Source organism: Cesiribacter sp. SM1, from assembly GCF_020178975.1.
GTDB lineage: Bacteria > Bacteroidota > Bacteroidia > Cytophagales > Cyclobacteriaceae > Cesiribacter.
Window position 1 is genome coordinate 29,647 of sequence record NZ_JAHXBU010000009.1, and the last position, 26,454, is coordinate 56,100.

Below are 26,454 nucleotides of genomic sequence, written 5' to 3' on the forward strand. Positions count from 1 at the left end.
TCCTACCGCCTTAGTTCTTTTATCCCTTCGCTATCAGACCCTTAGTAAATTATCGTAATAAGGTCTATTATGTACGACTTATTCTTTCAGAAATTCCAGGAGAAGGTACCGCTATCTAATGAAGAGCAGGAACAAATCAAAGCATACCTAACCCCAAAGAAACTACGGAAAAGGCAGTATCTGTTGCAGAAAGGAGATGTTTGTAAAGCCATTGCCTTTGTAGAAAAGGGAACATTACGGGAATACTCGGTTGAAAGCGGCAGCGAACATATCATTCAATTTGCTATAGAAGGCTGGACCATTTCCGATCTGTTCAGTTTTCTGACTGGAGAGCCTGCTACTTATCATATCGAAGCGATAGAGGAAGCCGAATTGATTTTAATTAGCAAGAGTGCACATGAAGAACTTTTAAAAGTGCAGCCTAAATATGAGACCTATATGCGCTTGCTGATCACAGGTGCTTATATAGCTCTTCAAAGACGCCATACTTCTAATATAAGCTTACCTGTAGAGGAGCGTTACAGAAATTTCACGGAAATGTATCCTGACATTGTGCAACGCGTGCCCCAACACATGATAGCCTCCTACCTGGGCCTGACCCCTGAAACCTTGAGCCGGATCAGGAAGAAGATGGCAAATCGCGAATAAAACTACCTTCCATTTCATTGACAAAAGTCAATGGTTTTTCTTGATCGAGCTCAATGCACAGGGCATGGAGCGTAGGTAACTTTGCATTGTTAGAAATCAAAATCATGAAAACAATGCAAACCATCGCCATTATCGGAGCCTCTGGAAATATGGGCTCTGCTATATCAAAAAGCCTGTCGAAAGGCAATTACAGATTACTCCTATGCGCCAGGGAGCAAGACAAAGTTCAAGCAGTAGTGGAGGAAATTAGGAGCAGCAATCCTGCTGCAGCTGTAGAGGCTATCGATTGCTCCGTAGAAGCATCCTGGGAAGCCGATATCATCATTGTTGCGGTTCCTTATGAAGCGGAAAAAGAAGTAGCCCAAAAGATTCGGGAAGTCTCCAACCAAAAGATCGTCATCAGTATATCAAATCCTCTAAACAGCAGCTATAATGGCTTGGTAACAGCACCTGATACCAGCGCAGCAGAAGAACTGCAAAAGAGCCTGCCCAATGCTAAAGTAGTGAAAGCATTCAACACCACCTTTGCTGCAGACTTCTCAACACCAGTAATTGACGGTAGACAAGCAGATGCTTTTGTTGCAGGCAATGAGGAAGATGCGTTGAGGACGGTTTCTGAACTGGTGAGCACAGCCGGCTTCAATCCTCTCCTAGCAGGTGATCTCTCTGTAAGCAGAACGCTGGAAAACATGCAGCTCCTACTCATACAGCTGAACATGAAGTACAACTACAACTGGCTGGCTGGATGGAAAATCCTACACCAGTAAACTAAACAGCTATCACTCAATATTGAGTAGGTGTTGTAGCAAATCAAGCTGTTATGCAACGGGATCAATTTATTAAAACACTTATCACTGGAGTAGTAGGTATGAGCACATTATCAGCTTTTAACCGGTTTACAGAAAGTCTAAGTGAGCAAGAGCAACTAATGCCTGTCTTGTTCATTGGCCATGGCTCCCCCATGAATGGCATTCTGGATAATGAATTCAGCCGGAAGTGGAAGCAACTCGGCAAAGAGATCCCTACCCCAAAAGCGGTACTTGTTATTTCTGCGCATTGGTTGAGCAAGGGCACTCGTGTCACTGCTATGGACTTTCCGAAAACCATTCATGATTTCGGAGGCTTTCCTAAGGCCTTATTCGATGTTCAATATAATGCTCCAGGCAACCCTTTATTGGCTAAAGAAACGGCTTCCCTTATCAAATCCACGGCAGTTGAAATGGACCATGATTGGGGGCTTGATCACGGTGCCTGGACTGTTATCCGGCATATGTACCCCGAAGCGAATATCCCTGTGCTGCAGCTAAGCATCGATTACTCCAAAGGTCCGCAATACCATTATCAGCTGGCAAAAGAGCTGGCAGACCTTCGAAAAAAAGGTGTACTCATTATGGGTAGCGGTAACATGGTACACAACCTGCGCATGGTAGCCTGGGATAAAATTGACGAACCAGAATGGGGGTATGACTGGGCTGTGCAGATGAATACAAAATTCAAAGACCTAATCAGTAACGGCAGCCACGATCAACTAATAAAATACGAGCAATTGGGCAGAGAAGCCAAGTTAGCCATCCCTACCCCAGAACATTATTGGCCCTTACTCTATTCGCTAGGGCTTAAGGGAAGTAAGGATGAGGTTTCGTTTTTCAACGACAGAGTAGTAGGCGGTTCCCTAACCATGACCTCTGTAAAGATTGGCTAAGAAAACGAGCTATACCTGAACCAGCAGTCATATGATCCTGTACTCCGACACATTTTATCATTCAATTTATTTCAATAGCTAATACACTTAAAACATGAAAATTACTAAGTATTTCTTTGCCGCTCTGGCCATCCTGGCTATCACAACCACACAACTTGCTGCCCAGAGTGGAGCGGCTAAAACTTTTACAGTTGACACGCAAAAATCTAGCCTGGTGTGGACGGGTAAAAAGATTGGCGGCGAGCATACCGGCAATATCTCTCTAACATCCGGCTCGCTACAGGTAGCGAAGAACAAGCTGGTGGGGGGTGCCTTCGAAATCGATATGAACAGCATCACCAACACTGATCTTACTGATGCAGGCTACAATGCGAAATTGGTGGGGCACCTCAAGTCAGATGACTTCTTTGGGGTTGAAAAGCATCCGAAAGCTACTTTCAAGATTACCAAGGCAACACCGATTTCCGGAGCCAAAGCTGGCGCAAGTAACTACCAGATCACTGGCAATCTTACCATTAAGGGTAAGACAGAAACAATCAGCTTTCCTGCTACTGTAAAATTTAACGGAGATGCAGCCGAGGCCGTGGCAAAAATTACGGTAGATCGGAGCAAGTTTGATGTGCGCTATGGCTCCCCTTCATTCTTTGCAGATCTGGGCGATAAAGCTCTTGACAATGAGTTTATTATTGACCTAAAACTGGTCACTACAGCTGCAAGTACTACGGCCACTGCTACAGGTAAGTGATCTATTCACCAAAGGTTTAAGAAACACCCTTAATCTAGTTTAAGAGTGTTTCTTAAACTAGATTATAAGCTGCAGAGCACAATCATTGGCAACTTTGTACTACAATTTAACTACAAAAACCAATGAAAAAATCATTAATGATTGTTGCATTGATTGCATCTGCGCTCTTCTTCCAGAATGAAGCAAAAGGCCAATCTAAGAGTCTGAAGGTTAACAAAGCACAAACTGAAAATGCTTCAGAGAAAACAGCTATTGAAAAGTTAATCTATAGTTATCAGGATGCGCTTAATGCATCCGATGTAAGCAAGGTTATCAGCCTATACACAACTGATGGGGTATTAATGGCTAATGGAGCACCTACAGCCGATGGAGTCGAACAAGTAAAGGGCACCTATCAGTATGTTTTTGACAATTTTACCTACACCCTAAAGTTTACCATTCAAGAAATTGAAGTCAACGGTAATACTGCATTTGCCAGATCAAGCTCTCAAGGTAGTTTCATCATAAAAAAGAGCGGACAAAGCATTCCCGATGAAAACCGCGAATTATTTGTATTTGAAAAAGTAAAAGGTCAGTGGAAGATTGCCCGCTACATGTACAATAAGACCAAATAACAGGGCTCTTTAAGAGTGGAATGCTAGCTTAGCTACTTTTCCTACCAGTAGAAATAAGAACTTCAGATGAACGGCAGCTAGCTTATAACAGGAAAGCGTTTGCGAGTGGACTAAAGTGCCTGCTTTCATAGCAGGGCGTGTAAAAATTTCTAATAAATCCTCCGGGTATAAAATTACTAAGAAATGAAAAGGGTATGTTATTTATTGGCAATCGCCATAGCGTTTGCCTCATGTGAAAAGGACGATGACACCAGCGAATCTATCAATGTCCAACAAGAAAGTGAAGCTATCGAAAGTTTGGTTGGGGTTTCTTACCAAAATGCATTAGCAGCTTCAGATGCAGATGCTGTAACATCTGCATTTACGGCCGATGGCGTTGTGATGGGCCCTGGCTCGCCTACTGCTACAGGTGCTACTGCATTGAAAAACACCTATGAGAGTATCTTTGGTGCTGTTGACCTAAATCTTGAATTTAAGATTGATGAAATAATCGTTGGCAATCAATATGGATTCGTCAGATCTACCTCTGCAGGTACGGCAACCATAAAGGCTACGGGCGCTAGTGCTCCTGAAGAAAACAGGGAACTATTTGTTGTGAAAAAGGTAAATGATCAATGGAAAATAGCCAGCTATATCTACAATAAAATGGGTGTTTTGAGCCAGGCTAACAACACACAGGTCATTGAAAATAATCCTCTTAGTTACACTGAAGAAGATATAAATGATATTCGCACACTTATCACTTCAGCTTATGCGAATGCAATTTCTTCTTCAGATGCACAAGCAGTATCAAGTATTTTCATTGCAGATGGCGTTTTAATGGCTCCGGATGCTCCTACTATGGTAGGCAATACTGCCATAAAAAGTACTTATGAAAGCGTGTTTGATGCAGTTGAACTCGATCTAGCCTTTACAATTGACGAAATCGCTGTTGACGGTGAATACGGCTACGTAAGATCACATTCCGAGGGAACAACTTTGATTCGCTCAAATGGTCAAACTGTTCCTGCGAGCTATAGAGAGATTTTTATCGTCAAAAAGGTTGAGGGAAACTGGAGAATCGCCTGGTATCTGTATAATCAACCTGAATAGTAACGCTATAATCTTCAGGAAGTAATATTAATGGAAAGGCTGGTGGAAGTATTAAATACCTCTACCAGCCATTTACAACTTTTTCTACATGTTGCTGAGCTTACTTCTCTTCACAATCAACTTCTACCTGATAGACAGTACTCAAATGAAAAATAAATCCGATAAAGAACTCGTGCTAACATCGAATAATCTCATCCTAAAACATCTTGTGCGGGAGCCAAAAGTTGAGACTTCAAAGAATAGAGCCATCATTCTGTTACACGGTGTTGGTAGTAATGAGCAGGATCTGTTCAATCTTGCAGGACATTTACCTGCTGAGTTTTTTGTTATTGCAGCCCGTGCTCCTTTTGCTTTGGGTCCTGAAAGATTTGCCTGGTACCAGGTCGATTTTTCAACTGGTAAACCTGTTTTCAATGAAGCACAGGAATTATCAAGCAGAGAAACCATTAGAAAATTTATAGCGGAGGTAAAACAAAAGTACAGTCTTGATGAAGTGTACCTCGGCGGTTTTAGCCAGGGAGCCATTATGAGTTATAGTATAGGGTTAAGGCATCCCAAGGAGGTGAACGGAATTATAGCCTTAAGCGGCAGAGTTCTTGAAGATCTCCAATCCACAGTGACTAAAAATGATGAACTGTACCGCTTGAAGGTATTCATTGCACACGGGATGCAGGATGCAACATTGCCAGTTCATTACGCAAAACAAGCCAAAACTTTCCTCCAGCATCTGGATGTGCCATTAACTTATCAAGAGTACAACATGGGTCATCAAATCAGCGGTGAGGTATTGAAAGATTTAAATGCGTGGCTTAATGCTAAGTAGCTGATATGAAAAATTAGCTTTCAAAATCATACAATCACTTATTACACCTTACTATGTCCGTTAGCACTGATACTGATAAAAGGAAAGTAACTGTACAAACATTTCAGAAGATGAAGGAACGCGGTGAGAAGATTTCCATGCTGACCGCGTACGATTATACGATGGCGAGCATCCTTGACCAGGCTGGGCTTGATGCTATTTTGGTAGGAGATTCCGCATCTAATGTAATGGCAGGAAACAAAACCACACTACCGCTAACTTTAGAGGAGATCATCTTTTATGGAAAATCCGTAGTCAAAGGCGTAAAAAGGGCATTGGTTGTGGTTGATATGCCATTCGGTACATGCAGCGGAAACCCGAGTAAATCTTTGAAATCAGCTATTAGAATCATAAAGGAGACTGGCGCTGATACCCTCAAAATAGAAGGAGGTGAGGAAATTTCAGAGGATATACGGAAAATCATCAATGCCGGTATTCCTGTCATGGGGCATCTGGGCTTAATGCCGCAGTCCATCAACAAATACGGGAACTACGGTGTTCGAGCAAAAGCTGACGCAGAAGCTGAAAAGCTGAAGAAGGACGCGCTACTTTTGCAAGAACTTGGCTGCTATGCAATAACGATAGAAAAGATTCCGGCATCCCTGGCAGAGGAGGTAGCAGCATCATTACATATTCCAATCATCGGAATTGGTGCGGGAGCTGGTACTGATGGGCAAGTACTTGTTGTTCACGATATGCTGGGAATGAATAAAGAGTTTAATCCGAAGTTTGTCAGGCAATATGCAGACTTGCACACTGTAATTAATAGCGCCGTCAAACAGTATGTTGACGATGTTAAAGCTGCAGATTTCCCGAGTTTACAGGAGAGCTATTAATTATTGTCAAAAGTTGCCCACATGGATCAGAACCAAAATCTAAAATCACCCCAATCAATTCAAAGTTTTTAGGTCGGGTCAGTGTTGACTTCATGAGCGATGGCACTGGGGAATGGTTGCAAATTCAGAACCTTAACGTCATGGCGGCCGCCGCGCAGATGATTTTAACCGCAGCGGCGGACTGCAGGGAGGCTTTGCGCATTGAGATTGACCACTAGATTAAGAGCAACAGGGTAGTGTGGGTGCTTAACCACCTGATCAAAAGAAGGCAAAAGCCTAGGAAAATCAGAATGGACCGCGGTGGCGGAGCGCAATGGACCAGAACTAGCCGCTTCACTTATGAGGGCATGGAGCAAGATGCAAGGCATTGAGTTCTTCTATATTCAAGCTGGTAAGCCCGGGACGCGCAGCCAACCCAGAATGCTTTTGTAGAAAGGCACAATGGCACCTACAGACGAAATGTGCTTGGGGCCGCCGCGCGGATGTGTATCTTTTTGATACCTTAGATGAGGTAAGAGAGATAACAGAAAATGGATACAGGACCGCGGTGGCGGGCCGCTACAATCTTTTCAGACCCCATGACAGCCTGAAGAGAATGAGCCCTGTGTAGCAAACGGGGTGTTAGCAGCGACCGACGCCCGGTGGATAACACCTGCGGACTTACCCATCGGTGTACCGGCCACTATCAACACCCATAGCGATAGCAGAAACATTCTGATATATTTGAAAGATTTCAACTGAAAACCAGTTTGTAAACTGGGGAGCTTACCATTCAACCGTCAGATTAAGTCTTGACTTTTTCAGAATAAGATTTCTAGGCGCAGCTAGTTAAACAGTAATTGTTCTTTGCTGCTGATAAATTTTTGTACCGCATCCTTAATGTCTATACCTGATCTGTCAGCCAATACAATCAGCCACCAAATATTCTCACCCAATTTATGCTCTAATTCTTGTTGAGAATTCTCTTTTGGCCAACATTGCTGCTGCGACATGATATTTCTACCTACTAAGCCCGCATCGGTCAGATAGGCTAACGCGTCTTCTTCCACCGTCCATTCGCTTCCGTGGTGCTGTAACTCAAGTTCATGGTATTTCTCCCGTATCTCCAATGAACGATGGATGATTTCGTCAAAATTATTTTTACTCATGTTTTTTTCTTTCGGTTAAAGTATTAAATCTGCTTTTACAAAGGAGATCTTACCATCCTTGAATGTAAAATCAAAGGTTCCTCCTATTTTCCCCTCCGGAAACTTTCCTGTAAACTCTACTTCCAGGTGCGCATTTTCGTCATCTAAAACATCTAATCTGACCAGCTTAGTCTGCGTCTGAAAGCCAATGAAATAACTGTCAAAGTATTCTGTGATGCCGTTGTGTCCTATGAATTCCGCTCCAACAGAAGGATCATCCAAAATGGCATTGGGCAGGTAAAAATCCAGATATTCCTTTGTTTTGAAATCATTGCCGGTGGCAATCCAATCATTGATGAAAGTTTGTGTTTTCATTTCCGTTATTTCTTTAGCCACATAGGTTTTACTTTTATAACTTCTTGATGGACGGGGCAAGTTTCGGAATGTGCTCCTTGCAGATACCCGATGCTCATCAAAAATTCGTTCACTATCTCACCACCGGTAAATCGAAATGTTTTCTTAAACAGTTTTATCCATTCTTGTTTGGTTTTGGGATGGTGATGTACCAGCCATTTTTCAAAACTTCCATATTCTTTTTGCAGTTCAAGGATTGACTTCGCGTTTTCTATTGCTGCATTTACTTTAAGTTTGTTACGGATAATCCCTGGATCATTTAGCAGCCTTTCACGGTCTGTTTCGTTATATGCGGCAACCTTTTTGATATTAAAATCATCATAGGCTTTACGGAAGCCTTTCTCTTTCTTCAGGATGGTTTCCCAGCTTAACCCTGCCTGGTTGATTTCCATCAGGAGGCGACCGAATAATTCGTTATCATCATGAATGGGAAATCCGTAATGGTTGTCATGGTAGTGTTGATGAAGGCTTCGGCTGGGTTCTTTCATCTTTTGGATATGACTGCAATAACTCATTTTATTTTTTTAACTTTTATACAGCACAAAATTGCTCCAAACTCGAAAGAATAAATTAGCCAGAACGAAGAGGTTTGTTGCCATTTTGACCAGCTGTGTTGTCATTGCGAACTTTCGATCCCGCCGCAGAATATTCCTTTTACATGGATTATATCTAGAAATTCCCGTTCTTCCACAATCAGGCCATTCCCAGCTTCATCAGAACGACAATCCCATTATCATAAATTTCCCCATCAATCCGTTTCGCATGGTAATCCAGGTGAATAACTACCTTGTTGCCTTCCAAAATAATGGGTCGCAGGATGGTTTTGTTTTAAGAAAGGACCTTAAAAAACAGTCGGGATTGTTCCGCCGTCTATTACATAATTCGCACCGGTAATGTAAGACGCTTTGGGTGAGGCCAAAAAGCCAACTAAATGCGCAATCTCCTCTGGTTGAGCTAGCCGTTTCATGGGTACACTCCCCAGGCTATCCATCACTACCTGAGCGGTTTCATCAGCGCTTTTCCCAATGGAGGCTGCATAATTGTTCAGAAATGTCTCCATCGCCTTGGTTTTGACCATTCCGGGGGAAATGGTTATCACCCGAACACCATTTGAAGCCACTTCATTAGCCAGTGTTTTGCTGTAGTTGTTCAGGGCTGCTTTGGTAACGCCGTAAGAGAAATTAGAAGCATAAAGGGGCAGTTTACCGTTGAGGGAAGATATATGGATAACTACCCCCGATTCCCGTGCAATCATGGAAGGGACAAGTGCCTTATCCAATTTAATAGCTGCCAGGAGGTTCAGCTGCAGGTCATTCTCCCAGTCCTGGTCTGAGAGCACGCTGAAACCACCTGCCGGGGAAGAAGTTCCACCTACATTGTTGACCAAAATATCCAACTCGCCATATTGCACGGTTATTCTCCGGGCTAATTCTTCATTGTCCAAACTCTTCGTTAAATCCGCAGCTATAAAATCATGGTCTATACCTTCTGTGGGTTTGCTCCTTGCCGAAACTATAACGGTAGCCCCTAATGCTGCCAGTTCATCTGCAATAGCTTTTCCTATGCCCTTTGTTCCACCGGTAACCAAGGCAACCTTACCTGATAATTCTTTTTCTGTTATTTTCATTTTATGTTTTTGATTTAACTGAAACAAATGTTTCAGATTAGAATAAAAAAATACGTTTATTTGACGGCCACTACCGGATCCCGCAGGATAGTTTGAAGATGTGCCTGGCTTTGTCCCTTTTCGAAATTCACGACATGAATCTCGTGGTGCATGCCTGACTTTATCAATCCATTGGCCGTCGCAAATTGCTGCAATAGCGGAAGGGTTTCCAATTCTCCCGCAAAGGGTCCTGTGTGTAAGAGCTGCACACATTTTCCAGCCGTATAGGTAAAGCGCTCAAAATCCTTGAAAAATGAATTCTCCGCTGAACGTTGGGCTATTTCCTGGATAACCTTGTCTGAAACATAATCTGGGATGCGTATGGCTATCCGATAATGAAGCTGGTCCAGGTCCACTGTGGTATAAAATTCACCGATGTCCACAAAACCCGTTTGCTCTTCATCAAACCAATAGAAGATTTCCACTACCTGGCTTTTAAATGCCTGCTCCGTTCCCTCATATTTTTTTTGCAAATGGTAAACAAAGTCTTTTATAGCTTTTTTCTTCCCGTAGAAAGTGGCCGTTCCGGGGCTTCCTGCTCCAAGAATGGAAACATAGCTTACCTCAGGGATTTCTACGACCTCCGGTGATTCACCCGCAGTATAATAGCTGCTGTATTTCTGTTGTAGGTCTATGGGATTCATAATTATGTAACGTTCGTTTCAATAAAAGGTAAAAAATTATTGGCTTAGCTGCTCGATCAGGAACTGCGCCATTTTCTTGATTCTTGTTTTGTCCTGGTGAATGATAAAGGACTCGTGCCAGCCTGTAAAGTGATTGATGATATAGTCTGTCAGCATTTCTGCATCCTGACTTACCTTAATTTCCTTTTTTTCAATAGCTTTTTGAACCAATCCGATCAACAGCTGATAAGTAAACTCATTGTCAGCCTTGATTACCTTCTGCACTTCCGCATCACCAGTAGCCACTTCAAAGGTGGTCTTGATGGCCAGGCAACTATTAGGCTCATTGGTGATCGTGTAAACGGAAGCGTTGATATACTTTTCAATTGCTTTTAATGGAGATGTGATCTGCTGCAACTGCTTTTTGGCGGCTTCCATCCGTGATTCCGTGTAGTGTTTGATGGCTTTTAAGAAAAGCTGGTGCTTGTCGCCGATGGTATTGTACAGGCTGCTACTGTTAATACCCATTGCTTCGGTAAGATCCCGCATGGATGCACCATTATAGCCCTTTTTCCAAAAGACGTCCATTGCCTTGGAAATAGCCAGTTGTTCATCAAATTCTACGTTTCGTGCCATGATATAAGGCAAAGATAAACTAATATTTGAAACAATCATTTCAGAATTTCTTTTTTATTCATTTCCCTGTATCCGTTTCTTTATCCGGCTCAAAGATTGGTTCTTGATGCCCAGAAATGACTCGATATGAATAAGAGGCGACACCTTGGACAATGTTTGGCTGTTCTTTCAACGGATTCAGATAACGTTGCTCGTGGGTAAGGAACAATCTTTCCGGAACCTATGAGCATCCAGGGGAATTAGCTTAGAATGGCTTCAACCGTAGGGGGAGTATCGATTCGGTAAAATAAAAGAACATTTCTTTCTATTCCCGATATTTTGAAACCAATATTGCTTTCAGCTATAATCCCATGCAGTAAGCGACTAAAGTAGCCATTCTATTGGCGGGATTCATTTTCCGGCCGATTACCATGATATATAGCCGAAAGCAAGAGTATAGGAAAGCTTGTCTATCTAATTCAGTAAACTTTTTTTATAATCTAATGGCGATAACGCAGTCTTGCTCTTGAAGAGCTTATTGAATGATTGCGGATGCTCGAAACCCAGATGGTAAGCGATCTCGGCAACTGTTAATTCGTCTTTGGCCAGATATTCCTTTGCCTTGTGAATAACTTTTTCGTGGATGTATTGCTGGGTATTCAGCCCTATCAGGTTACGCAGCAAATCACTCAGATACCGTGGTGTAAGATGCAATTGTTCCGCTACAGATTGAACAGATGGCAAACCGTTCATCAGTGATTTGTCATCGTTGAAATAATTCTCCAGCAAAGCCTCTAATTTACTCAACACATCATTGTTTACCGCTTTCCTGGTAATGAACTGACGGTCGTAGAAACGATTGGCATAGTTGAGCAACAACTCAATCTGGGAAATGATCACATCCTGACTGAATTTGTCGATCCTTTCACCTAATTCGTCCTGAATAAAGCGATAGACACTGAAAATAGTCGCCTTTTCTTTTTCAGAGAGATAGAGTGCCTCTGCTGCGGAATAACTGAAAAACCCGTATTGTTTGATGATGCTATTCAAAGGATAGGCCCGTAGAAAATCCGGGTGGATATGCAAGGTCATCCCGTCGTAATTTGCTTCTTCCTCCTGCATGCGCAGTAGTTGTCCGGGAGCGATGAACGACATCCCGCCTTCTTCGAAATCATAGTAGCCCTGTCCATATTTAAGCCTTCCCGAGAAACTGGTCTTGAAGGATATTTTATAGAAATTCAGAATAATACCTTGTTCGAAGTCTTTAGGGTCAAAATGGGCTTCCCCGTAGTTCAAGATACTGATTAACGGATGGCTTGGAGCCGGTTGACCCATTGCTTTATGGAGCTGGGATAGAGAATTGAATATAACAGGCTGCTTTTTCATACGGAACAAATAAAGTTCCTGTCCGATTTATTTTGCACGGACAGGAATTTCATTCAGTTAAAATACAAATTGAGATTTAATCTTTTGCACCTGCGCTTCTGGTCCGCTTTCTAATCGCTCTGTGTATAAGGCAATCGCATCTTTTCCGGCAATATATCTCAACTGATTTTTACCATCGGTTGCCGCATTTAAAATAATTTGTGCTACTTCTTCCGCTTTGGTATATGCTGCAACTTGCTCGGCGCTGTACCCTTCACTTACTTTGGTTGTCAATTGTTGATAGGCATCGTGCATACCCCCTTTTAAAGAACGTCCGGCGAAATCAGTTTGCATTCCACCAGGAGCAACTACCTTTACCAGAATACCAAACTGGGCTAGTTCATAAGCCAATCCCTCGGAAAATCCGTCTACGCCGAATTTGGAAGCACTATAAATGGAACAGGTAGGGAAACTCAATAATCCGAAAGAGGATGTTACATTGATAAAAGTGCCGCTTTTCTTTTCTCTGAAGTAAGATAAAAATGCCCGTGAGACATTGATGACTCCAAATAAGTTGGTTTGGATCTGCGCATCAATCTGCTCATCTGTAAATGCTTCCAATGGTCCCACTAAACCATATCCAGCATTATTTAATACTACATCAACATTGTGATCTTCCAGCACCTTAGCTATGGTTTCTTTGATTTGTTTTGAATTAGTCACATCCAAAGGCAGCAGCATTACGCTGTCTAGTTGCGAAAGTTCTGTTTCCTTTTCTGGGTTACGCATGGTAGCAATCACCTTCCAGCCTTTTGAATTGAATAATCTGGCTGTAGCTTTTCCTAATCCTGCGGATGCTCCTGTAATAAAAATTGTCTTTTGCATATCTATCTCGTTATGATTGTATAATGCAAAATTCAATAAACCTTCAGTTTCTGAATTAACCGAAATGGTGGAAATAGTAGCCTTAATAACCTTTTGTAAGGTGATAAGGTAATCTAAAGACTATAATGTTCAAAGCAGTCGCTACTTTAAAGACCTACTCTGCTAAGATGTTTGATGATGAACAATACTGGCTTCATATGGAAGTATTATAGGGCAACCGTATGACTCAACCGCTTCGATTTATGGTTAACCAGAATATCATCAATGATCGATAGGTTGAAAGCCGATTGCTGGGTGTCTGGACTTGCAACAAAAAAGCGGACAAAAGATTAAGCTGCTAAAGGTTTCTGATTTAGCAGTTGTTCCATCTGAGCAGGTGTGCGGTAGCCAAGGCTAGAGTGAAGCCTCTCTCTATTGTAGAAGACCTCGATATATTCAAATATTTCCATAGCTGCCCTTCTCTGGTTTTCAAATTTATTCCCATATACACATTCAGCTTTTAGGCTCTTAAAGAAGCTTTCAGCTACAGCATTATCCCAGCAGTTGGCTCTACGGCCGCTTCGGCGTTCCGATCATGCTCTGACGGATCAAAGGATAAGTCTATAGCTCTTTTCTGAACTCATCACAGGCATACTGCACACCTCTGTCAGAATGAAAGATGAGATCCTCAATAACAGGCCTGTTGATGATAGCCATTTTCAAAGCTGCCACCGTAGTATCCTTAGCTTTCATGGTTTCACTCAAGGCCCAGCCTATTACTTTTCTATCCGCTAAATCCAGTGTAAGCTCCCCTGAAACCCTTAGCAGGTTGCGTCAGAAAGTCTTCCGCTCCTAAGGTTTAACCCTCTTTTCATTGACATTTGTCAAGGAAGCTTCTTGTTAAATGTCAATGAAAAAAGGCTTGCTGCCCCTCTATTTTTGTATTGTCAGGTCGACGAACACTTTACAAAACAATAATAGACCATGGAAAAGACAATTATCACAAGCACCTATGGAACAAGAGCAAAAGTTGCTCACCTGGAAGTAAATCGCTTACTCTCCAACCGGTACACTCAGGCAGTAGGACCTTTTGTATTTCTGGATCATCTGCTACCTTCACAACAAGCGCCTAAAATCCCTCAGGCACCCACAGGAGAATTTGCACACCCCCACCGAGGCATTGCTACCTTTACCTATTTATTTAGTGGCTCACTCGAACATTACGACAGTAATGGCAATCATGGGATTGTTGAAGCCGGAGGAGCCCAATGGATGAAAGCGGGAAACGGGGTTATTCATGACGAAAATCCCAGTCCACAATTTCAGCTGGAGGGAGGAACTTTACACGCCTTACAATTCTGGATAAATTTGCCTGCCAAAAACAAAGCAGAATCTCCGGAATACCTGGCATTACATCCCCAAAATGTACCTCAGCTGGTATTACCCAATAATGCTGGTACTCTTCGCATTATTATAGGAACATTTGAAGATAAAACCTCACCTGTCAAAACATATTCAAAGCAATTCCTTTACCACCTTCAGCTAAAAGCCGGGGCTTCATTTACTTTAGATACCAGGGCTGGTTGGGAATACGCCGCCTTTATTCCTCAGGAAGAGGTAATCAGCAACAGTAGCCCGCATGGTAACAGCGAACTGTTGGTTTTTAGTCCCGATGAAGCCCCTGTTATCTTCAGCAATCCGGGTGCTGCATTAGCAGACATCATGCTCTTTGGAGGCGAACCATACAGGGAGCCCATGGTGGCCCAGGGACCTTTTATCATGAACAGCCGCTTAGAAATAGCCGAAGCCTACGAAGACTACTTTAATGGCAGGTACGGACAAATCGAGTACAAAGCCACTGCAGGAGTACAGGCCCAGTTCTGATAAATAAATATCCATTTAAAACGAAGGATGTATTCTGCAAAAGAAGGATCCTACAGATCTTTAAATTCCCCTCCCTTAGTTCCTAAGCTTAGGGAGGGGAAAACATAACTAATCTTAACACTAAAATACAACTATCATGAAAATAGGAATTATTGGAGCAGGCGGCATTGGCCAGGCCTTTGCTAAACACATGGCGAAAGCCGGATACGAAATACTACTCAGCAACAGCCGTGGTCCGGCATCTTTAGCGAGTGTAGCGGAACAACTGGGGGTAAATGTAAAAGCAGCAACCCTTGAAGAAGCAGCCGCAACGGAAGTTATTTTTCTTTCTCTTCCCTGGATCAAGGTAGAAGAGGTAGTGAAAGAATTGTCTTCAATTAAGCACCGTATCGTCATAGATGCGACCAATCCCATTCTGCCTGGTTTTAAAAAAGCAGAACTTGGTGAAAAAACATCTAGCCAGGTTGTTGCAGAACTACTGCCAGGTGCCAAAGTAGTTAAAGCCTTCAACACCCTTTTGCGGGCAGTTTTAGCAGCAGACCCTAATGAGAGTGGCGGGGAAAGGGTTCTTTTTTACTCAGGTGATGATGTAGAGGCGAAAAAGGTAGTGGGTGAAATGATCAGAAAAGCAGGCTTTGCCGGTATAGACTTGGGTGATTTGATAACTGGCGGAAAACTGCAGTCATTCCCCGGAGGCCCCCTTTCAACACTGAATCTGCTAAAACTCTCCTAGACAAAATATCTATCAGGGAAAGATTGATTTTGTAGTCGGATGATTATAGCCTGCCTATTTTATCGGGGCTATAAAAAAATAAGCTTTTGTTAAGTAGTAGGAAATTCAACGGAAGTTTATAAATTAATTTATCTGCTGTATAATTCACAGGGAGACAAAGTAACGATTGCCTCCCTGTGAATTAGAATCTAATTTACCAGATTTTTGGACATTGAAGGTAATTGGATTGCATCATTGCACGCAGCATCCTGAGCGGGATCTGTTTCTACCTCCTATTCTCCAACTTTAACACATAACGGAACACGAACCAAAAAACAACTTGTGCTTCATTTTTAGATTTAAATTTATTCCTATGAAAGAGCTCCTAATGGAAAGCTTCTACCACTCCACTGATCATAAAGGGGGATCATTCTATTATGAAATAGACGGCAAGAGGCTGGCTGAACTGAATTATATACGGGCTGGGGATCATCAGATAATTATCGACCATACCACTGTGGATGTTTCCTTAAAAGGCCGGGGAATCGGCAAAAGGCTCCTCTTCAATTTAGTCACTTTTGTTAGAGAAAATCATATACGGGTAATTCCGCTGTGCCCTTTTGCTGCTGCAACTTTTCACAAAACCCATGAATGGCAGAATGTACTTGCTTAGCCTGCTAATCTTCAGACGTGGGTGTTCCTTACTTCAGGATGATTCGAGAATTACCTAATCCGAGCGCAAAGCCCACCTCAAAGTAGCCTCCGTTACTCTGCATGGTGAAGTCTGAAATGCAGAACTTGCAAATCCTGATGTTAGCAATAATCTGGTCATTGATTATTTGATAGCTATCAATGTTTCTGTCACCGAAGATCATGGAAATAGCCGCAATCGGTAATGGCGTGGACAATGGCGGACCGGTAATATTTCCGGCTATCATCAAAGCATTAGCACATATCTAGTCTGCTGTGTGTAGTTCAAAATGCTTTCTTTTTGTTTAAGAAAACTAACCTTTCAAAAAAAAAAGATGAACACCGCATCTTGAACGCTTCTGTGCATATTAAAAGCCATCGTATGAGTTCTGTGTAATTGAAGATGAAAAAGCTGCTAAAAAGAGGTGCCCTTTTGGTGCTCGAAAAAGCCAAACACAAAAGGTAACCTTACCAGCAGGCAAATTTAACAACCAATACGCTGTTTTTTATTACGCACCTCAAGGAGTCATCATTTTGAAGTGAGTTATGGTTAGACTAACCTTGCACAGCAAAAAAAGGGGTAAATAGTTTAATGTAATATGATGCAAATATCATTGTACATCGAAATTCAATGGTAAGGGTATTTATTATGTGATTAATAAAGCCTCTATTGGAATAGTATATTAATGCTAATTAGGGCAAGTGATAATGGTTCTGTAAATGCCCATGCTCAACTGACACTGATATGACTTGGTTATTGCTGTTTGAAAGGTTAGGTGTCCAATCCAGTGATCCTACATACCTAAGAAGGAAAACGATACTAGCGAATTGCCTGGCCATGTTGTTCATTGGCCTGTTTGGTGTTAACACATTAGCAGCTATTTTCTATTTGCCTGAACTTGTGCTGGGTTTGTTTGCCAGTATTTTTGGATTTGGAACCGTGCTGCTATTAAATGCGCTTGGCCTGCGAACCTTAGCACGTTTATTACTTTCATTTTCTCTTCCGCTAATTTTCTTATTACTGAATGCTGCCGTTAACAGTGCGGCCGGAGAGGTGCTACCTGGCTTTATTGCCCTACAGGTAACGGCCCTGGTTATTTCCTGGATTGTGTTCGATGCCCGAGAAGGACTCCCACTATGGCTTTCGTCCCTTTTTGGTCTTTTGTGCCTTTTATCGACTCATGCAGCACATGCCTGGATCATTACAAGCATTAATTTACAGGCAATCTCCGGAGAAAGCCTTGATCTTGCAATGCTGGTCATGGCAGGGATGTTACTTTTTGTGGAGATGCACATGTTGCAAACGGCTAATCATGCCGCAGAAAAGGAAGCGGCAAATCTGATAGAGGAGATGCAGGACAGGGATTTAATGGCAAAAGAAAATGAGCGTAAGATGAATGCCTATGTTGCTGAAATTGAGAACACAAGGGTGGAAGATAAAAAGCGGCAGTGGGCTTCTGACGGACTGGCCAGGTTTACTGATCTGATCAGGAACCAGGATAACATGAAGCAGCTGGGCGATGAGGTTATTTCGCAACTGGTCCGGTATCTGGAGGCTAATCAGGGAGGGCTTTTCATCCTCAAAGAGGAGAACGGGCAAGCCCCTTACCTCGAATTGGAGGCTTGCTATGCCTATAACCGAAAAAAATACATCAACAAGAGAATAGCTGTAGGGGAAGGTTTGATCGGGCAGGCATATCTGGAAAAAGGCAGGGTATACCTGACTGATGTTCCGGACAATTACCTCCGGATTACCTCCGGACTAGGTGAGTCTAATCCCAGGAGTATCCTCATAGTCCCGCTAAAACTGAATGAAAAAGTGCTGGGTGTGATAGAGCTTGCTTCTTTCAAAGTATTCGAACCTTATCAAATGGATTTTATTGATAAGCTAAGCGAAAACCTCGCATCGGTCATTGCCAGTACCAGAATCAATGAAACTACCCGCCTGCTTTTGGAAGAGTCGCAGCAGCAGGCCGAAGAAATGCGCGCCCAGGAAGAAGAAATGCGCCAGAGCCTGGAAGAACTGCAGGCCACACAAGAGGAAATACTGCGCAGGCAGAAAGAAAACGAGCGCTTGCTGGCAGAGTCGCAGCTTAAGGAGCATCAACTGCAGCAACAGGCCCGGGAGATAGAGCAGATGAAAGAGACGGAAAAAGCTAAAATGCTTGAAATGCAGGACCGGCAGCGAAATTATGTGCAGATGATTATGACAAAAAGTAAGCAGAAGGAAGAAGAGCTGATGGCGCAGCTCAAGGAGCGGGAAGAACAGATTCAACAGTTACAAATAAACCACACAACAATTTAAACTAAAGCAGATGATTATTCTTGCAGACAGCAGCAATGGTACCCATTCGCTTGATCCCACTGTGCCTTCCCTGGTTTACACCATCAAAGGCGCAATGACGGTAAGTGAGACCAAAGAGCAAATGTATCTTTACTATGAACTATTTGCCAAGTACATCAAAGAATACCCAAATCTGAAATGGGTAGTGGATGGTACAAAACATGTTGGAAATGATCCGGAGCTGGATGCCTGGATAGCAGGAGAAGGCTTAGGCGATAAGCTGGTAGCGCTAGGGGTAAGAAACTTTGCAATGATATTTCCTGAAGATGTTTTCGGTCAGATTTCACTTCATACAACAGAGGGTATTTTTGCACAGACGGGTAAAATTACCCAGCGGGCTTTCCCAAGCCTGGAGAAAGCGCACGAATTCATGAAGACGGTAGAGCATTGATCTATATAACATATTCAACACAGTTTTGCCTAACAAAAACCACTGTGCAATTTTTTAGATAACTACAGGAATGGATCAGCATCTTTTTTCAGGATGCTGATCCATTCCACTCTCTTGCCAACATTTACAGCATTAAGCAGATTGAGGTAACCATTTTGCTACAGAGCAGGGCTGCGGAAGTGATCCTGCAATGTTAGCAGATCTGCCTGCTTCATTCTTTTTAATATCTCTAATATCAACCATTTTACAATCAAACAAACATCATGAAATTGTTGAAAAACATTTACACAGTGCTGACCGCAGCATTGGCATTCTCCTTTATTGCCTGTGAAGAACAGGAGGGTGTTCTGGAGCCAACGCAAACCAGCACCATCAGTGCTATTGAAGCTGCTGCGCGGGCTAACTCAGAATCCTATGCATCCTCGGAGGTGTATGTACTGGTACATGGGGCCTGGCATCCGGAAGAAAGCTGGCACCTGGTAAAAACTGGTCTGGAAAAGGCTGGGCATACGGTAGTAACTGTGCAATTACCCGGATTAGGAAGAGACACCACTCCGGCCGGAGAGGTGAGCTTTGCAGACCACGTTGAAGTTGTTAAAGAAACTATTCTGGCTGTAGGTCAGCCAGTTATTCTGGTAGGGCACTCCTATGGTGGTACCGTAATTTCGCAGGCGGGTTCAGATCTGGCTCCTCATATCAAAAAGCTGGTGTACGTAAGTGCCTTTATGCCACAAGACGGACAGTCGCAGGTAGAGCTTTCTGCAGGTGACACAGAGTCTCCCGCAGTCCCTTATCTGGTTTTTCAGGAGGAAACACTTTGGGTGCAGGAAGACAAGCTAGTTGAAATCTTCTATACCAATTCTTTATCGAATGAGGATCCTAAGTATGATCAGGAGGTAGCAAACATCCTGCCCCTGCTGAAACCTCATCCGCTGGGTACCATGTTTGATCCCATTGAGCTTTCAGAGGGATACTATAACCTGGAGAAGGTGTACATCAGCTGTCTAGGTGACCATGCGATTACGCCTGGCTATCAGAAAAGCATGTACTCCAAATTCCCCGAAACGAAAGTCATCACCATGCCGACGGCCGACCACTCTCCCTTCTTCTCTAAGCCCAACCTGTTGATCAACATTCTGAAAGGACTTTGATTTACTAGCAGGAAAAGTCATTCTGTATGGAGTTTTTCTCCATGCAGAATGACTAATGATAAAAGAAGGCCCTGGTGTGATTTCCAGGGCCTTCTTCATTTTCTACTGTGTCCCGTCCTGACATAGCGATACACAAAAAGTAAAGCTATGAAAGAAGGAGAAGAACATCAGTATGTTAAGCGGACACAAAAAGACTACAGTTATAGTTTTAAGCTACAGGTAGTGCAGGAGATTGAAAAAGGAGAATTAAGCACTACAGCGGCCCAGCGCAAGTATGGGATACAATCTCGTTCTACTGTTATGGGCTGGTTAAGAAAATATGGTAGCTTCGACTGGTATAATTAAACCCCGTCGAATATAGCTAAAACTCCGGAACAAAAGCTTCCTGAACTCGAGCAGAAGGTGCGCCTTTCAGAGAAGCAGAAAAAGCATCTGGAGCACCCGGATAAAAAGTCTGTTCTTTTCGATATGATGATCGAGCTTGCCGAGAAAGAATACAGCATCGATATCAGAAAAAAATCCTCACTCGTATAATTGAGCAGTTCGAAGAAGACAGAAAGAGCCTGCGCCGCCTAGGCACATGCAAACGCTATGAGATTCTTTATGAACCCTTGCGTCAACAGGGGGTGGGAAGAGACCGTTTGTTTGCATTTTCGATTCTAGCTGTTTGTTTTTCGATAAAGTCTTTCCCGGATGCAGAATGTAAAGCGGCTTGTTAATGTACTTTTATACAGCAGTTTGCGTAAACGATGACTTGCATAAGGTACTGATCTACTGCATAATTTCACCCCTGATTAGATAGTTTCTTTACACTTTTCATTCGACAGTAATCTATAACAGTCTATTAAATTTACAGTGTTGAGGTTGGTTACAAATGATAGACAAGGTGATAGACCCGTACCTTACAATCAGGTGCTTAACTAAAATAACTTAGAGAGCTATTGTTGATTTGTTTTTATATTTTAACTTTATCTTAAATAAGTTCAAGTTAAGTCGCCTCTTTCAAAAAGAGCAGTTATGGCTTTTAAGAGGGGCATGGGCTAGCTTGTATGTATGAGTCAGTTGATGATGCATTTTTTATTGTTTGGGAAGAGCATGTAAATAAAGGCTGACATGAAAAAGCTACAGGTATTCTTTTTGCTGGCAGTGCTGTTTTCTTTTTCATGTGTTAACCGCGCAAGAGAAAATAGTAACAGTGCCTACACTGGTCCTATCATTGACATGCACATGCATGCTTACAACACTCCTAACCCTTTGTTTGGAGAGGCATCCAATCCTGTCACAGGTGAAAAAAGATATGGCTCTGAAAATCCTGCTTCTCACAAAGAAGAAACCTTTGAAATAATGGAAAAGCATAACATTGTGCTAGGGGTTGTTTCTTCTCCTGATGGTAAAAATAAGGTACTCAAAGAGTGGAGCAGGAGTAAACCTGGAAAGATATTGATCGGGCAAAGTGTGGTAGATCCAGATAAGCTGAATGCAGATTCGGTAAGGCTCTATTTTAAGCGGGGCGATGTAGATATTATCGGGGAGGTGATGCCTAACTATGCGGGCATTCTACCAAATGATCAGCGACTTAAAAAAGTGTTTGATTTGGCAGAAGAGTTAGAGGTTCCGATTGGCTTTCATCTTTTCCCTGGAGGACCAGCTGGTGGGGCCTATTTTGCCTATCCGCTCACCCGAGCCAGTCAGGCGAAGCCCCTTCAGATGGAAGAACTACTAATCTCACATCCTAAGGTAAAAGTATACATCATGCATGCAGGCTGGCCATTTTTAGAAGATATGAAGGCGCTAATGTATGCTCATCCTCAAGTGCATGTTGATGTGTCGGTAATTAGCTGGAACCTTCCTCGGCAAGAATTTCACAACTACCTCAAAGGTTTAGTAGATGCCGGCTTTGCCAAAAGAATTATGTTTGGCAGTGATCAGATGACATGGCCAGCTGAAATAGCAAATGGTATTGAAGCGGTAAATGCAGCACCATTCTTAAGCATACAGCAAAAAGCTGATATTTTTTACTTCAATGCCGCAAATTTTCTTGAGTTACCGAAGGGCGTAATCAATCAACATCAAAATTCAATGGTACACAAATGAATTTCTCAAATTAAGAGGAACTCACACCGTGGACTCATTTGACTGTAGCAGGATCATGTAATAGTATAATTTATTTACCTTATACAGAATGTAATACGTTTTCCTATGCAGTTAAATTTCTGTGTGTTACGGATTGTAATGTGGGCTTGAGGTACAAATAGGGAACAAATTTTATCCATAATTTCACGGCAAATCTGTTAATTCAGATAATACTTTTTTTACTGAAAATGATCCTCTAATTTAACTTTTATCGATAGGATGAACATTGGAGAAAAAGATATATTAGTCTCTTACATGATGGTTATCTTTGCTCCAGGGGAAGCAGTTTCTGGTAAGACATCAGGTAATTTTATTTTTAATAGAGCCTAAACCGAAAAAAATTTAAGGCTGATTGATCAACTCCATAATCAGCTTCTTTGCTTTTTTCGATTCGGGTAAATTCAGCAACATCCAAGTATGGAACATTCCTTCGTATTCGTAATAGTTTAGAGGAATACCTTTTGCCTTGGCTATTTCTTTTAGCTTTCGTGCATCTGCCACCAGAATCTCTCTTGATCCCATAAAAATTGAGATCCTTCCAAGTCCTTCTAAAGGACCATTAATGGGGCTCATTAAATAATGGTCTGGGCTTGTATTCCCTGCGTAGGCCTTACCTGCTAATTTTAAACCATCCACCCCTAAAAATAAATCAGAGGGATCAATATCCTTTATTACAGGATTTGTAAGGCTTAAGTCAAGCCATGGGGAGAGTAGAATTAGCTGACGGGGCTGGGGCGTGTTTTGATTTTTCATAAGCTGGGCCAGGGCCAGGGCAAGACCACCACCGGCAGAGTCGCCCATAAGGATGAATTCGTTCGGATTTACCTTGTTGATCAGGTTTCTGTAAAGCTCACTGACCACTGCAAAGGTCTGTTCATAGGTATGAGCAGGTGCAAGCGGATAATCGGGAGCAGTAATAGTGCAACAAGTTTTATTCACAAGGAGGGATAGAAAGTCCCAGTGAGGGCGAGCAAAACTTTGCACATAGGCACCACCGTGAAAATACAGGATATGCTTGTGTACCCCTTCTTTTGGTTGTTTAGGACTTAAGGTAAATACGTTATGTTCCTGTACCAGAGATTTATGTACGTTGCAGCTTGCCATAACCTGCCGTGTAGGTTCTGAAGAAGTAAAAAGGTCAAATTTATTGTACTTGAACTGCTTTTGAAGGAGTGTCTTTTTATTTACAAGCTTCAAAAGAAGATTGACGAGCCTGCTCTGTATACTTACCAAAATAGATGGTTTTAAATGATGGGGAATGTCTTACTGTAAGCAAGCTTCTTCTTTAAACAACAGGAGTGAGTGAAACGTTTTTTATTTAAGATAATAGCATGAACAGTTTTTTAGCAGGCTAATATGGCCAATACCTATGAAACAAAAAGAGACTTTTGGCTGAGACTGGATAATGCCGCAAAAATCTACCCTGCTATCAGGAGCACGGAGTTAACTTCGGTAATCCGGATTTCGGTGGAGCTGAAAGAAAGAATAAAAGCAGAACCCTTTAGTGAAGCGATCAGGGCTATTGAAGAGCGTTTTCCCTATTACAAAGTAATATTAAGAAGAGGGTTTTTCTGGTATTTCCTGGAACATGCAGATATTCCCATCAAGGTAATGGCAGATAAAGGGGTACCATGCAGGGCATTTGAAAAGGATGAGCTGATGTTCAGAGTATTGGTGATGAAAAATAAGGTAAGTGTAGAGTTCTCTCATATTTTAACTGACGGCACCGGCACCTTAGAATTCCTGAAAACCCTTTTATTTACTTATCTGGAAAAATGCGGACAACGAGTACCTGATGGTGTACCCTGGCTGCGACCAGGTGAAAAAGCTTCTACCGAAGAACACGAAGATGCTTTTAACCGGTTTTTCAAAAAAACTGAAGCACCAACCATCTCTATACCCAAAGCTTTTCATGTACCTTTTTCTCTGAAGCCAAGGCCACGCTTCGATGTGTTACTAGGCATCATACCCATCAAGGAAACTATTCAAAAGGCTAAGGAGCATAAGGTAAGTCTAACTGAATACCTGGTGGCTGTGTACCTTTACGGATTGCAAAAAGTGCATGAGGAGCTTCCTAAACGTGCCAAACGCAGGAGTAATAAAAAGGTGAGGATAGAAGTACCAGTAAATCTTCGCAATATGTATCCCACCAAAACAATGAGGAACTTCTCTCTATACGTAATGCCTGAAATAGATGTGCGCATGGGGTGGTATACGTTTGAACAACTCCTGAAGGTGGTACACCACCAGATGCAGCTGGAAACTGATAAAAAGCTGATTAGTAAAATGATGGCGCGGAATGTGGGAGGGGAGAAGAATCTTTTTATCCGGGGAGTGCCTCTTTTCCTAAAGTCGCTTATCCTATCACAGCTTTATGCAGCGGGTACACAAAAATACAGTGGCGTGATTACCAACCTGGGCAAGGTGGACTTTTCGCCGGAGATCAATAATCACATTAAAAGAGTAGTATTTATACCCCCACCAGCCAATAAAATATTAAAAGTGAATTGCGGGGTGGTGGGCTTCGAAAATAAACTGGTGCTGAGCTTTGGTAATATAACAGAATCAAAAAAACTGGAAAGATATTTTTTCAGCTTTCTGATCAGCCAGGGAATTCCTGTTAAAATTGAACAATACTGAACATATTATGATCATTTGCAGTAACTGTGGCGTAGAATTAGAGCCTGATATGGAGGTGTGCCCTTTGTGCGAAACACCAACAAACCAGAGGGTTTCAGTCGAGGGCGCAAAAGCAAAACATAAAAAGATAGGCAAGAACAGCTCAACTTATCTTGAAAAGCGGGAAATGAGCAGACCTCAGAGAAAGGCTGTATGGGAGTTGGTTTCTATTATTCTTATTCTGTTGATTACGGCCACGAGCCTTATCAACTATATCATCAATAAAGCAATATCCTGGTCGGAGTATCCGGTAGTGGTTTGCCTGGTTATCTTCTCCTATGTGTCCTCTTTTGCTTTCCTCAACAGGAAAAGGGAAGTTCAGCTTCTCTGCAGCTTTGTAACTGCCTCAGCGCTCATTCTCGCGCTAGATACCTTTACCAGAGGTGACCGCTGGGCCCTCCAGTTGGGAATCCCCCTTTTATTTTTCACTAATATCATTTTCATTGGGTTATCAGCCGCTTTCCGAATCTCCAGACAAAGAGGGATAAATCTGATTGCCTATTCTTTCCTGGCTGCTGCCTTGCTTTGTGTTTGCGTGGAAACAATAACTGATAATTACATTTTCAACCACATCACTCTGACCTGGAGTCTAATTGTCTGTGCCTGTGTAATACCTGTTGCGGCCGTTCTGCTATTTATGCACTTCAGGTTAAAAAAAGGCCGAGACCTAAACAAAACTTTTCATATTTGAGCCAGTCTTCAGGCAAAAGGGGGGGCTTCACAGTTTAGATGAACTGCATCAGCAGCCTGTAATCGCACTAGGCTTAACTCTGCAGTTCAAACAAAGCCCACAACCTGTCCTGATTTTTCAACAGGCAGATGGTAGCATTCACATGCTTCTCAGTCCTAGCTGAACAGGGATCAACGCTGGCCCCACCAACTGCTTATCTGCAGACCAAAAACTGGGGCAGTTGTGTACTCCCTAAGCAGTTATTTATGGATGCTAGAATTATTTGTGTTTTTAATGTTTTGGCCAAGCAATGCTCCATGAGCTGTGCTATGGGTAATGATTATGAACGATATGATGGGTATTGATAGAAGCTTTGTATGTAATTTATCAAAACTAATTTCTGTCCCAGTACACTTTCACATCTTTCAAATATAGCCCGATATCATCAGGCCAATGATTTTGATGATAGAAGGGGGCATCCGTAAGAGTTTCAAGAGCAACTAGTGCTCTTCCAAAATAATTAATAGAACTAAAGTAGTAGCTTTTTCATTTCCAATAAAAAGGAGGTAAGATGGGTAAGCTATTAAAGAAGCTAGAGATAAACAGAGAGGATGAGTTAGTATTACA

General features: G+C 42.4%; 29 protein-coding genes and 1 pseudogene. 19 read left to right on the top strand and 11 right to left on the bottom strand.

All coding sequences use genetic code 11. The features are described 5' to 3' along the window. Positions 1–69: 69 nt before the first annotated feature. The 8 genes from KWJ01_RS02495 to panB all read left to right on the top strand — a co-directional run bounded on the left by KWJ01_RS02495 (position 70) and on the right by panB (position 6,499). On the top strand, positions 70–648 hold the full coding sequence (locus KWJ01_RS02495) for a Crp/Fnr family transcriptional regulator (RefSeq protein ID WP_224994732.1): 579 nt from the start codon (positions 70–72) through the stop codon (positions 646–648). A gap of 104 nt (positions 649–752) precedes the next feature. After that, positions 753–1,415: an NADPH-dependent F420 reductase gene (locus tag KWJ01_RS02500; protein WP_224994733.1), complete on the top strand. Its 663-nt coding sequence runs from the start codon at positions 753–755 to the stop codon at positions 1,413–1,415. Between the two features lie 101 nt (positions 1,416–1,516). Beyond that, positions 1,517–2,350 (top strand): 4,5-DOPA dioxygenase extradiol, encoded by an 834-nt coding sequence (gene ygiD / locus KWJ01_RS02505; protein ID WP_224994735.1) that lies wholly within the window; start codon positions 1,517–1,519, stop codon positions 2,348–2,350. 94 nt (positions 2,351–2,444) lie between these two features. Beyond that, positions 2,445–3,095, top strand: coding sequence for a YceI family protein (locus tag KWJ01_RS02510; protein WP_224994737.1), 651 nt, complete (start codon positions 2,445–2,447; stop codon positions 3,093–3,095). A gap of 122 nt (positions 3,096–3,217) precedes the next feature. Continuing rightward, complete coding sequence (locus KWJ01_RS02515) at positions 3,218–3,709, top strand: SgcJ/EcaC family oxidoreductase (RefSeq protein ID WP_224994739.1); 492 nt, start codon at positions 3,218–3,220, stop codon at positions 3,707–3,709. Positions 3,710–3,892: 183 nt separating this feature from the next. Next, positions 3,893–4,801 carry a DUF4440 domain-containing protein gene (locus tag KWJ01_RS02520; protein WP_224994740.1) on the top strand — a complete coding sequence of 303 codons (909 nt, stop codon included), beginning with the start codon at positions 3,893–3,895 and terminating at the stop codon, positions 4,799–4,801. Positions 4,802–4,946: 145 nt separating this feature from the next. Continuing rightward, on the top strand, positions 4,947–5,624 hold the full coding sequence (locus KWJ01_RS02525; RefSeq protein WP_224994742.1) for an alpha/beta hydrolase: 678 nt from the start codon (positions 4,947–4,949) through the stop codon (positions 5,622–5,624). Between the two features lie 53 nt (positions 5,625–5,677). Then, positions 5,678–6,499 carry a 3-methyl-2-oxobutanoate hydroxymethyltransferase gene (panB, locus tag KWJ01_RS02530; RefSeq protein ID WP_224994743.1) on the top strand — a complete coding sequence of 274 codons (822 nt, stop codon included), beginning with the start codon at positions 5,678–5,680 and terminating at the stop codon, positions 6,497–6,499. 824 nt (positions 6,500–7,323) lie between these two features. Here the strand turns inward: panB and KWJ01_RS02540 are convergent. From KWJ01_RS02540 to KWJ01_RS28220, 10 genes and pseudogenes are all read right to left on the bottom strand, one after another. Next, the gene (locus tag KWJ01_RS02540; RefSeq protein WP_224994745.1) at positions 7,324–7,647 is read right to left on the bottom strand and encodes a hypothetical protein; all 324 of its coding nucleotides are present in this window, start codon (positions 7,645–7,647) and stop codon (positions 7,324–7,326) included. A gap of 15 nt (positions 7,648–7,662) precedes the next feature. Further along, the gene (locus tag KWJ01_RS02545; RefSeq protein WP_224994747.1) at positions 7,663–8,001 is read right to left on the bottom strand and encodes a nuclear transport factor 2 family protein; all 339 of its coding nucleotides are present in this window, start codon (positions 7,999–8,001) and stop codon (positions 7,663–7,665) included. Positions 8,002–8,006: 5 nt separating this feature from the next. Further along, complete coding sequence (locus KWJ01_RS02550; RefSeq protein WP_224994749.1) at positions 8,007–8,528, bottom strand: DNA-3-methyladenine glycosylase I; 522 nt, start codon at positions 8,526–8,528, stop codon at positions 8,007–8,009. Positions 8,529–8,881: 353 nt separating this feature from the next. Beyond that, complete coding sequence (locus KWJ01_RS02555; RefSeq protein WP_224994750.1) at positions 8,882–9,667, bottom strand: SDR family oxidoreductase; 786 nt, start codon at positions 9,665–9,667, stop codon at positions 8,882–8,884. A 56-nt stretch (positions 9,668–9,723) separates the two neighbouring features. After that, positions 9,724–10,350: a hypothetical protein gene (locus KWJ01_RS02560; protein ID WP_224994751.1), complete on the bottom strand. Its 627-nt coding sequence runs from the start codon at positions 10,348–10,350 to the stop codon at positions 9,724–9,726. A gap of 36 nt (positions 10,351–10,386) precedes the next feature. Continuing rightward, positions 10,387–10,965 carry a TetR/AcrR family transcriptional regulator gene (locus tag KWJ01_RS02565; protein WP_224994752.1) on the bottom strand — a complete coding sequence of 193 codons (579 nt, stop codon included), beginning with the start codon at positions 10,963–10,965 and terminating at the stop codon, positions 10,387–10,389. Positions 10,966–11,418: 453 nt separating this feature from the next. Continuing rightward, the gene (locus KWJ01_RS02570) at positions 11,419–12,330 is read right to left on the bottom strand and encodes an AraC family transcriptional regulator (RefSeq protein ID WP_224994754.1); all 912 of its coding nucleotides are present in this window, start codon (positions 12,328–12,330) and stop codon (positions 11,419–11,421) included. A 57-nt stretch (positions 12,331–12,387) separates the two neighbouring features. Beyond that, a complete protein-coding gene (locus KWJ01_RS02575; protein WP_224994755.1) occupies positions 12,388–13,194 on the bottom strand; it encodes an SDR family oxidoreductase in 807 nt (268 codons plus the stop codon). Positions 13,195–13,523: 329 nt separating this feature from the next. Further along, positions 13,524–13,736 (bottom strand): annotated as a pseudogene (locus KWJ01_RS02580) (IS3 family transposase); the annotation flags it as partial. 58 nt (positions 13,737–13,794) lie between these two features. Next, entirely contained in the window at positions 13,795–14,001 is a 207-nt protein-coding gene (locus KWJ01_RS28220) for a DDE-type integrase/transposase/recombinase (RefSeq protein ID WP_370634640.1), read from the bottom strand. 156 nt (positions 14,002–14,157) lie between these two features. Between KWJ01_RS28220 and KWJ01_RS02585 the strand changes: the two genes are divergently transcribed. From KWJ01_RS02585 to KWJ01_RS02620, 9 genes are all read left to right on the top strand, one after another. Further along, a complete protein-coding gene (locus KWJ01_RS02585) occupies positions 14,158–15,057 on the top strand; it encodes a pirin family protein (RefSeq protein WP_224994757.1) in 900 nt (299 codons plus the stop codon). 136 nt (positions 15,058–15,193) lie between these two features. After that, entirely contained in the window at positions 15,194–15,790 is a 597-nt protein-coding gene (locus tag KWJ01_RS02590; RefSeq protein WP_224994759.1) for an NADPH-dependent F420 reductase, read from the top strand. 352 nt (positions 15,791–16,142) lie between these two features. Then, a complete protein-coding gene (locus KWJ01_RS02595) occupies positions 16,143–16,442 on the top strand; it encodes a GNAT family N-acetyltransferase (protein WP_224994761.1) in 300 nt (99 codons plus the stop codon). A gap of 855 nt (positions 16,443–17,297) precedes the next feature. After that, a complete protein-coding gene (locus KWJ01_RS02600; protein WP_224994765.1) occupies positions 17,298–18,764 on the top strand; it encodes a GAF domain-containing protein in 1,467 nt (488 codons plus the stop codon). 10 nt (positions 18,765–18,774) lie between these two features. Then, positions 18,775–19,194: a hypothetical protein gene (locus KWJ01_RS02605; RefSeq protein WP_224994766.1), complete on the top strand. Its 420-nt coding sequence runs from the start codon at positions 18,775–18,777 to the stop codon at positions 19,192–19,194. A 263-nt stretch (positions 19,195–19,457) separates the two neighbouring features. Further along, complete coding sequence (locus tag KWJ01_RS02610; protein WP_224994768.1) at positions 19,458–20,345, top strand: alpha/beta hydrolase; 888 nt, start codon at positions 19,458–19,460, stop codon at positions 20,343–20,345. A gap of 147 nt (positions 20,346–20,492) precedes the next feature. After that, positions 20,493–20,690, top strand: coding sequence for a transposase (locus KWJ01_RS02615; protein WP_370634639.1), 198 nt, complete (start codon positions 20,493–20,495; stop codon positions 20,688–20,690). 57 nt (positions 20,691–20,747) lie between these two features. Beyond that, positions 20,748–20,879, top strand: coding sequence for a hypothetical protein (locus KWJ01_RS27905; RefSeq protein ID WP_255651009.1), 132 nt, complete (start codon positions 20,748–20,750; stop codon positions 20,877–20,879). Between the two features lie 579 nt (positions 20,880–21,458). Next, a complete protein-coding gene (locus tag KWJ01_RS02620; protein ID WP_224994769.1) occupies positions 21,459–22,439 on the top strand; it encodes an amidohydrolase family protein in 981 nt (326 codons plus the stop codon). A 381-nt stretch (positions 22,440–22,820) separates the two neighbouring features. On the opposite strand, the gene KWJ01_RS02625 is transcribed toward KWJ01_RS02620, so the two are convergent. Then, positions 22,821–23,711 carry an alpha/beta hydrolase fold domain-containing protein gene (locus KWJ01_RS02625; protein ID WP_224994771.1) on the bottom strand — a complete coding sequence of 297 codons (891 nt, stop codon included), beginning with the start codon at positions 23,709–23,711 and terminating at the stop codon, positions 22,821–22,823. 123 nt (positions 23,712–23,834) lie between these two features. Between KWJ01_RS02625 and KWJ01_RS02630 the strand changes: the two genes are divergently transcribed. Further along, positions 23,835–25,118: a hypothetical protein gene (locus KWJ01_RS02630; protein ID WP_224994773.1), complete on the top strand. Its 1,284-nt coding sequence runs from the start codon at positions 23,835–23,837 to the stop codon at positions 25,116–25,118. A gap of 166 nt (positions 25,119–25,284) precedes the next feature. Continuing rightward, positions 25,285–25,848 (top strand): DUF6320 domain-containing protein, encoded by a 564-nt coding sequence (locus KWJ01_RS28225; RefSeq protein WP_224994775.1) that lies wholly within the window; start codon positions 25,285–25,287, stop codon positions 25,846–25,848. Positions 25,849–26,454: the final 606 nt, after the last annotated feature.

Coding starts and splice junctions, on each gene's coding strand:
- KWJ01_RS02565 (WP_224994752.1), bottom strand. CDS start 10,965: ATGGCACGAAACGTAGAATTTGATGAACAACTGGCTATTTCCAAGGCA.
- KWJ01_RS02525 (WP_224994742.1), top strand. CDS start 4,947: ATGAAAAATAAATCCGATAAAGAACTCGTGCTAACATCGAATAATCTC.
- KWJ01_RS02585 (WP_224994757.1), top strand. CDS start 14,158: ATGGAAAAGACAATTATCACAAGCACCTATGGAACAAGAGCAAAAGTT.
- KWJ01_RS02495 (WP_224994732.1), top strand. CDS start 70: ATGTACGACTTATTCTTTCAGAAATTCCAGGAGAAGGTACCGCTATCT.
- KWJ01_RS02575 (WP_224994755.1), bottom strand. CDS start 13,194: ATGCAAAAGACAATTTTTATTACAGGAGCATCCGCAGGATTAGGAAAA.
- KWJ01_RS02615 (WP_370634639.1), top strand. CDS start 20,493: ATGAAAGAAGGAGAAGAACATCAGTATGTTAAGCGGACACAAAAAGAC.
- KWJ01_RS02600 (WP_224994765.1), top strand. CDS start 17,298: ATGTTGTTCATTGGCCTGTTTGGTGTTAACACATTAGCAGCTATTTTC.
- KWJ01_RS02555 (WP_224994750.1), bottom strand. CDS start 9,667: ATGAAAATAACAGAAAAAGAATTATCAGGTAAGGTTGCCTTGGTTACC.
- KWJ01_RS02590 (WP_224994759.1), top strand. CDS start 15,194: ATGAAAATAGGAATTATTGGAGCAGGCGGCATTGGCCAGGCCTTTGCT.
- panB (WP_224994743.1), top strand. CDS start 5,678: ATGTCCGTTAGCACTGATACTGATAAAAGGAAAGTAACTGTACAAACA.
- KWJ01_RS02620 (WP_224994769.1), top strand. CDS start 21,459: ATGAAAAAGCTACAGGTATTCTTTTTGCTGGCAGTGCTGTTTTCTTTT.
- KWJ01_RS02545 (WP_224994747.1), bottom strand. CDS start 8,001: ATGAAAACACAAACTTTCATCAATGATTGGATTGCCACCGGCAATGAT.
- KWJ01_RS02605 (WP_224994766.1), top strand. CDS start 18,775: ATGATTATTCTTGCAGACAGCAGCAATGGTACCCATTCGCTTGATCCC.
- KWJ01_RS02610 (WP_224994768.1), top strand. CDS start 19,458: ATGAAATTGTTGAAAAACATTTACACAGTGCTGACCGCAGCATTGGCA.
- KWJ01_RS02560 (WP_224994751.1), bottom strand. CDS start 10,350: ATGAATCCCATAGACCTACAACAGAAATACAGCAGCTATTATACTGCG.
- KWJ01_RS02595 (WP_224994761.1), top strand. CDS start 16,143: ATGAAAGAGCTCCTAATGGAAAGCTTCTACCACTCCACTGATCATAAA.
- KWJ01_RS02540 (WP_224994745.1), bottom strand. CDS start 7,647: ATGAGTAAAAATAATTTTGACGAAATCATCCATCGTTCATTGGAGATA.
- KWJ01_RS02570 (WP_224994754.1), bottom strand. CDS start 12,330: ATGAAAAAGCAGCCTGTTATATTCAATTCTCTATCCCAGCTCCATAAA.
- ygiD (WP_224994735.1), top strand. CDS start 1,517: ATGAGCACATTATCAGCTTTTAACCGGTTTACAGAAAGTCTAAGTGAG.
- KWJ01_RS28225 (WP_224994775.1), top strand. CDS start 25,285: ATGAGCAGACCTCAGAGAAAGGCTGTATGGGAGTTGGTTTCTATTATT.
- KWJ01_RS02500 (WP_224994733.1), top strand. CDS start 753: ATGAAAACAATGCAAACCATCGCCATTATCGGAGCCTCTGGAAATATG.
- KWJ01_RS02515 (WP_224994739.1), top strand. CDS start 3,218: ATGAAAAAATCATTAATGATTGTTGCATTGATTGCATCTGCGCTCTTC.
- KWJ01_RS02520 (WP_224994740.1), top strand. CDS start 3,893: ATGAAAAGGGTATGTTATTTATTGGCAATCGCCATAGCGTTTGCCTCA.
- KWJ01_RS02510 (WP_224994737.1), top strand. CDS start 2,445: ATGAAAATTACTAAGTATTTCTTTGCCGCTCTGGCCATCCTGGCTATC.
- KWJ01_RS02550 (WP_224994749.1), bottom strand. CDS start 8,528: ATGAAAGAACCCAGCCGAAGCCTTCATCAACACTACCATGACAACCAT.
- KWJ01_RS02630 (WP_224994773.1), top strand. CDS start 23,835: ATGGCCAATACCTATGAAACAAAAAGAGACTTTTGGCTGAGACTGGAT.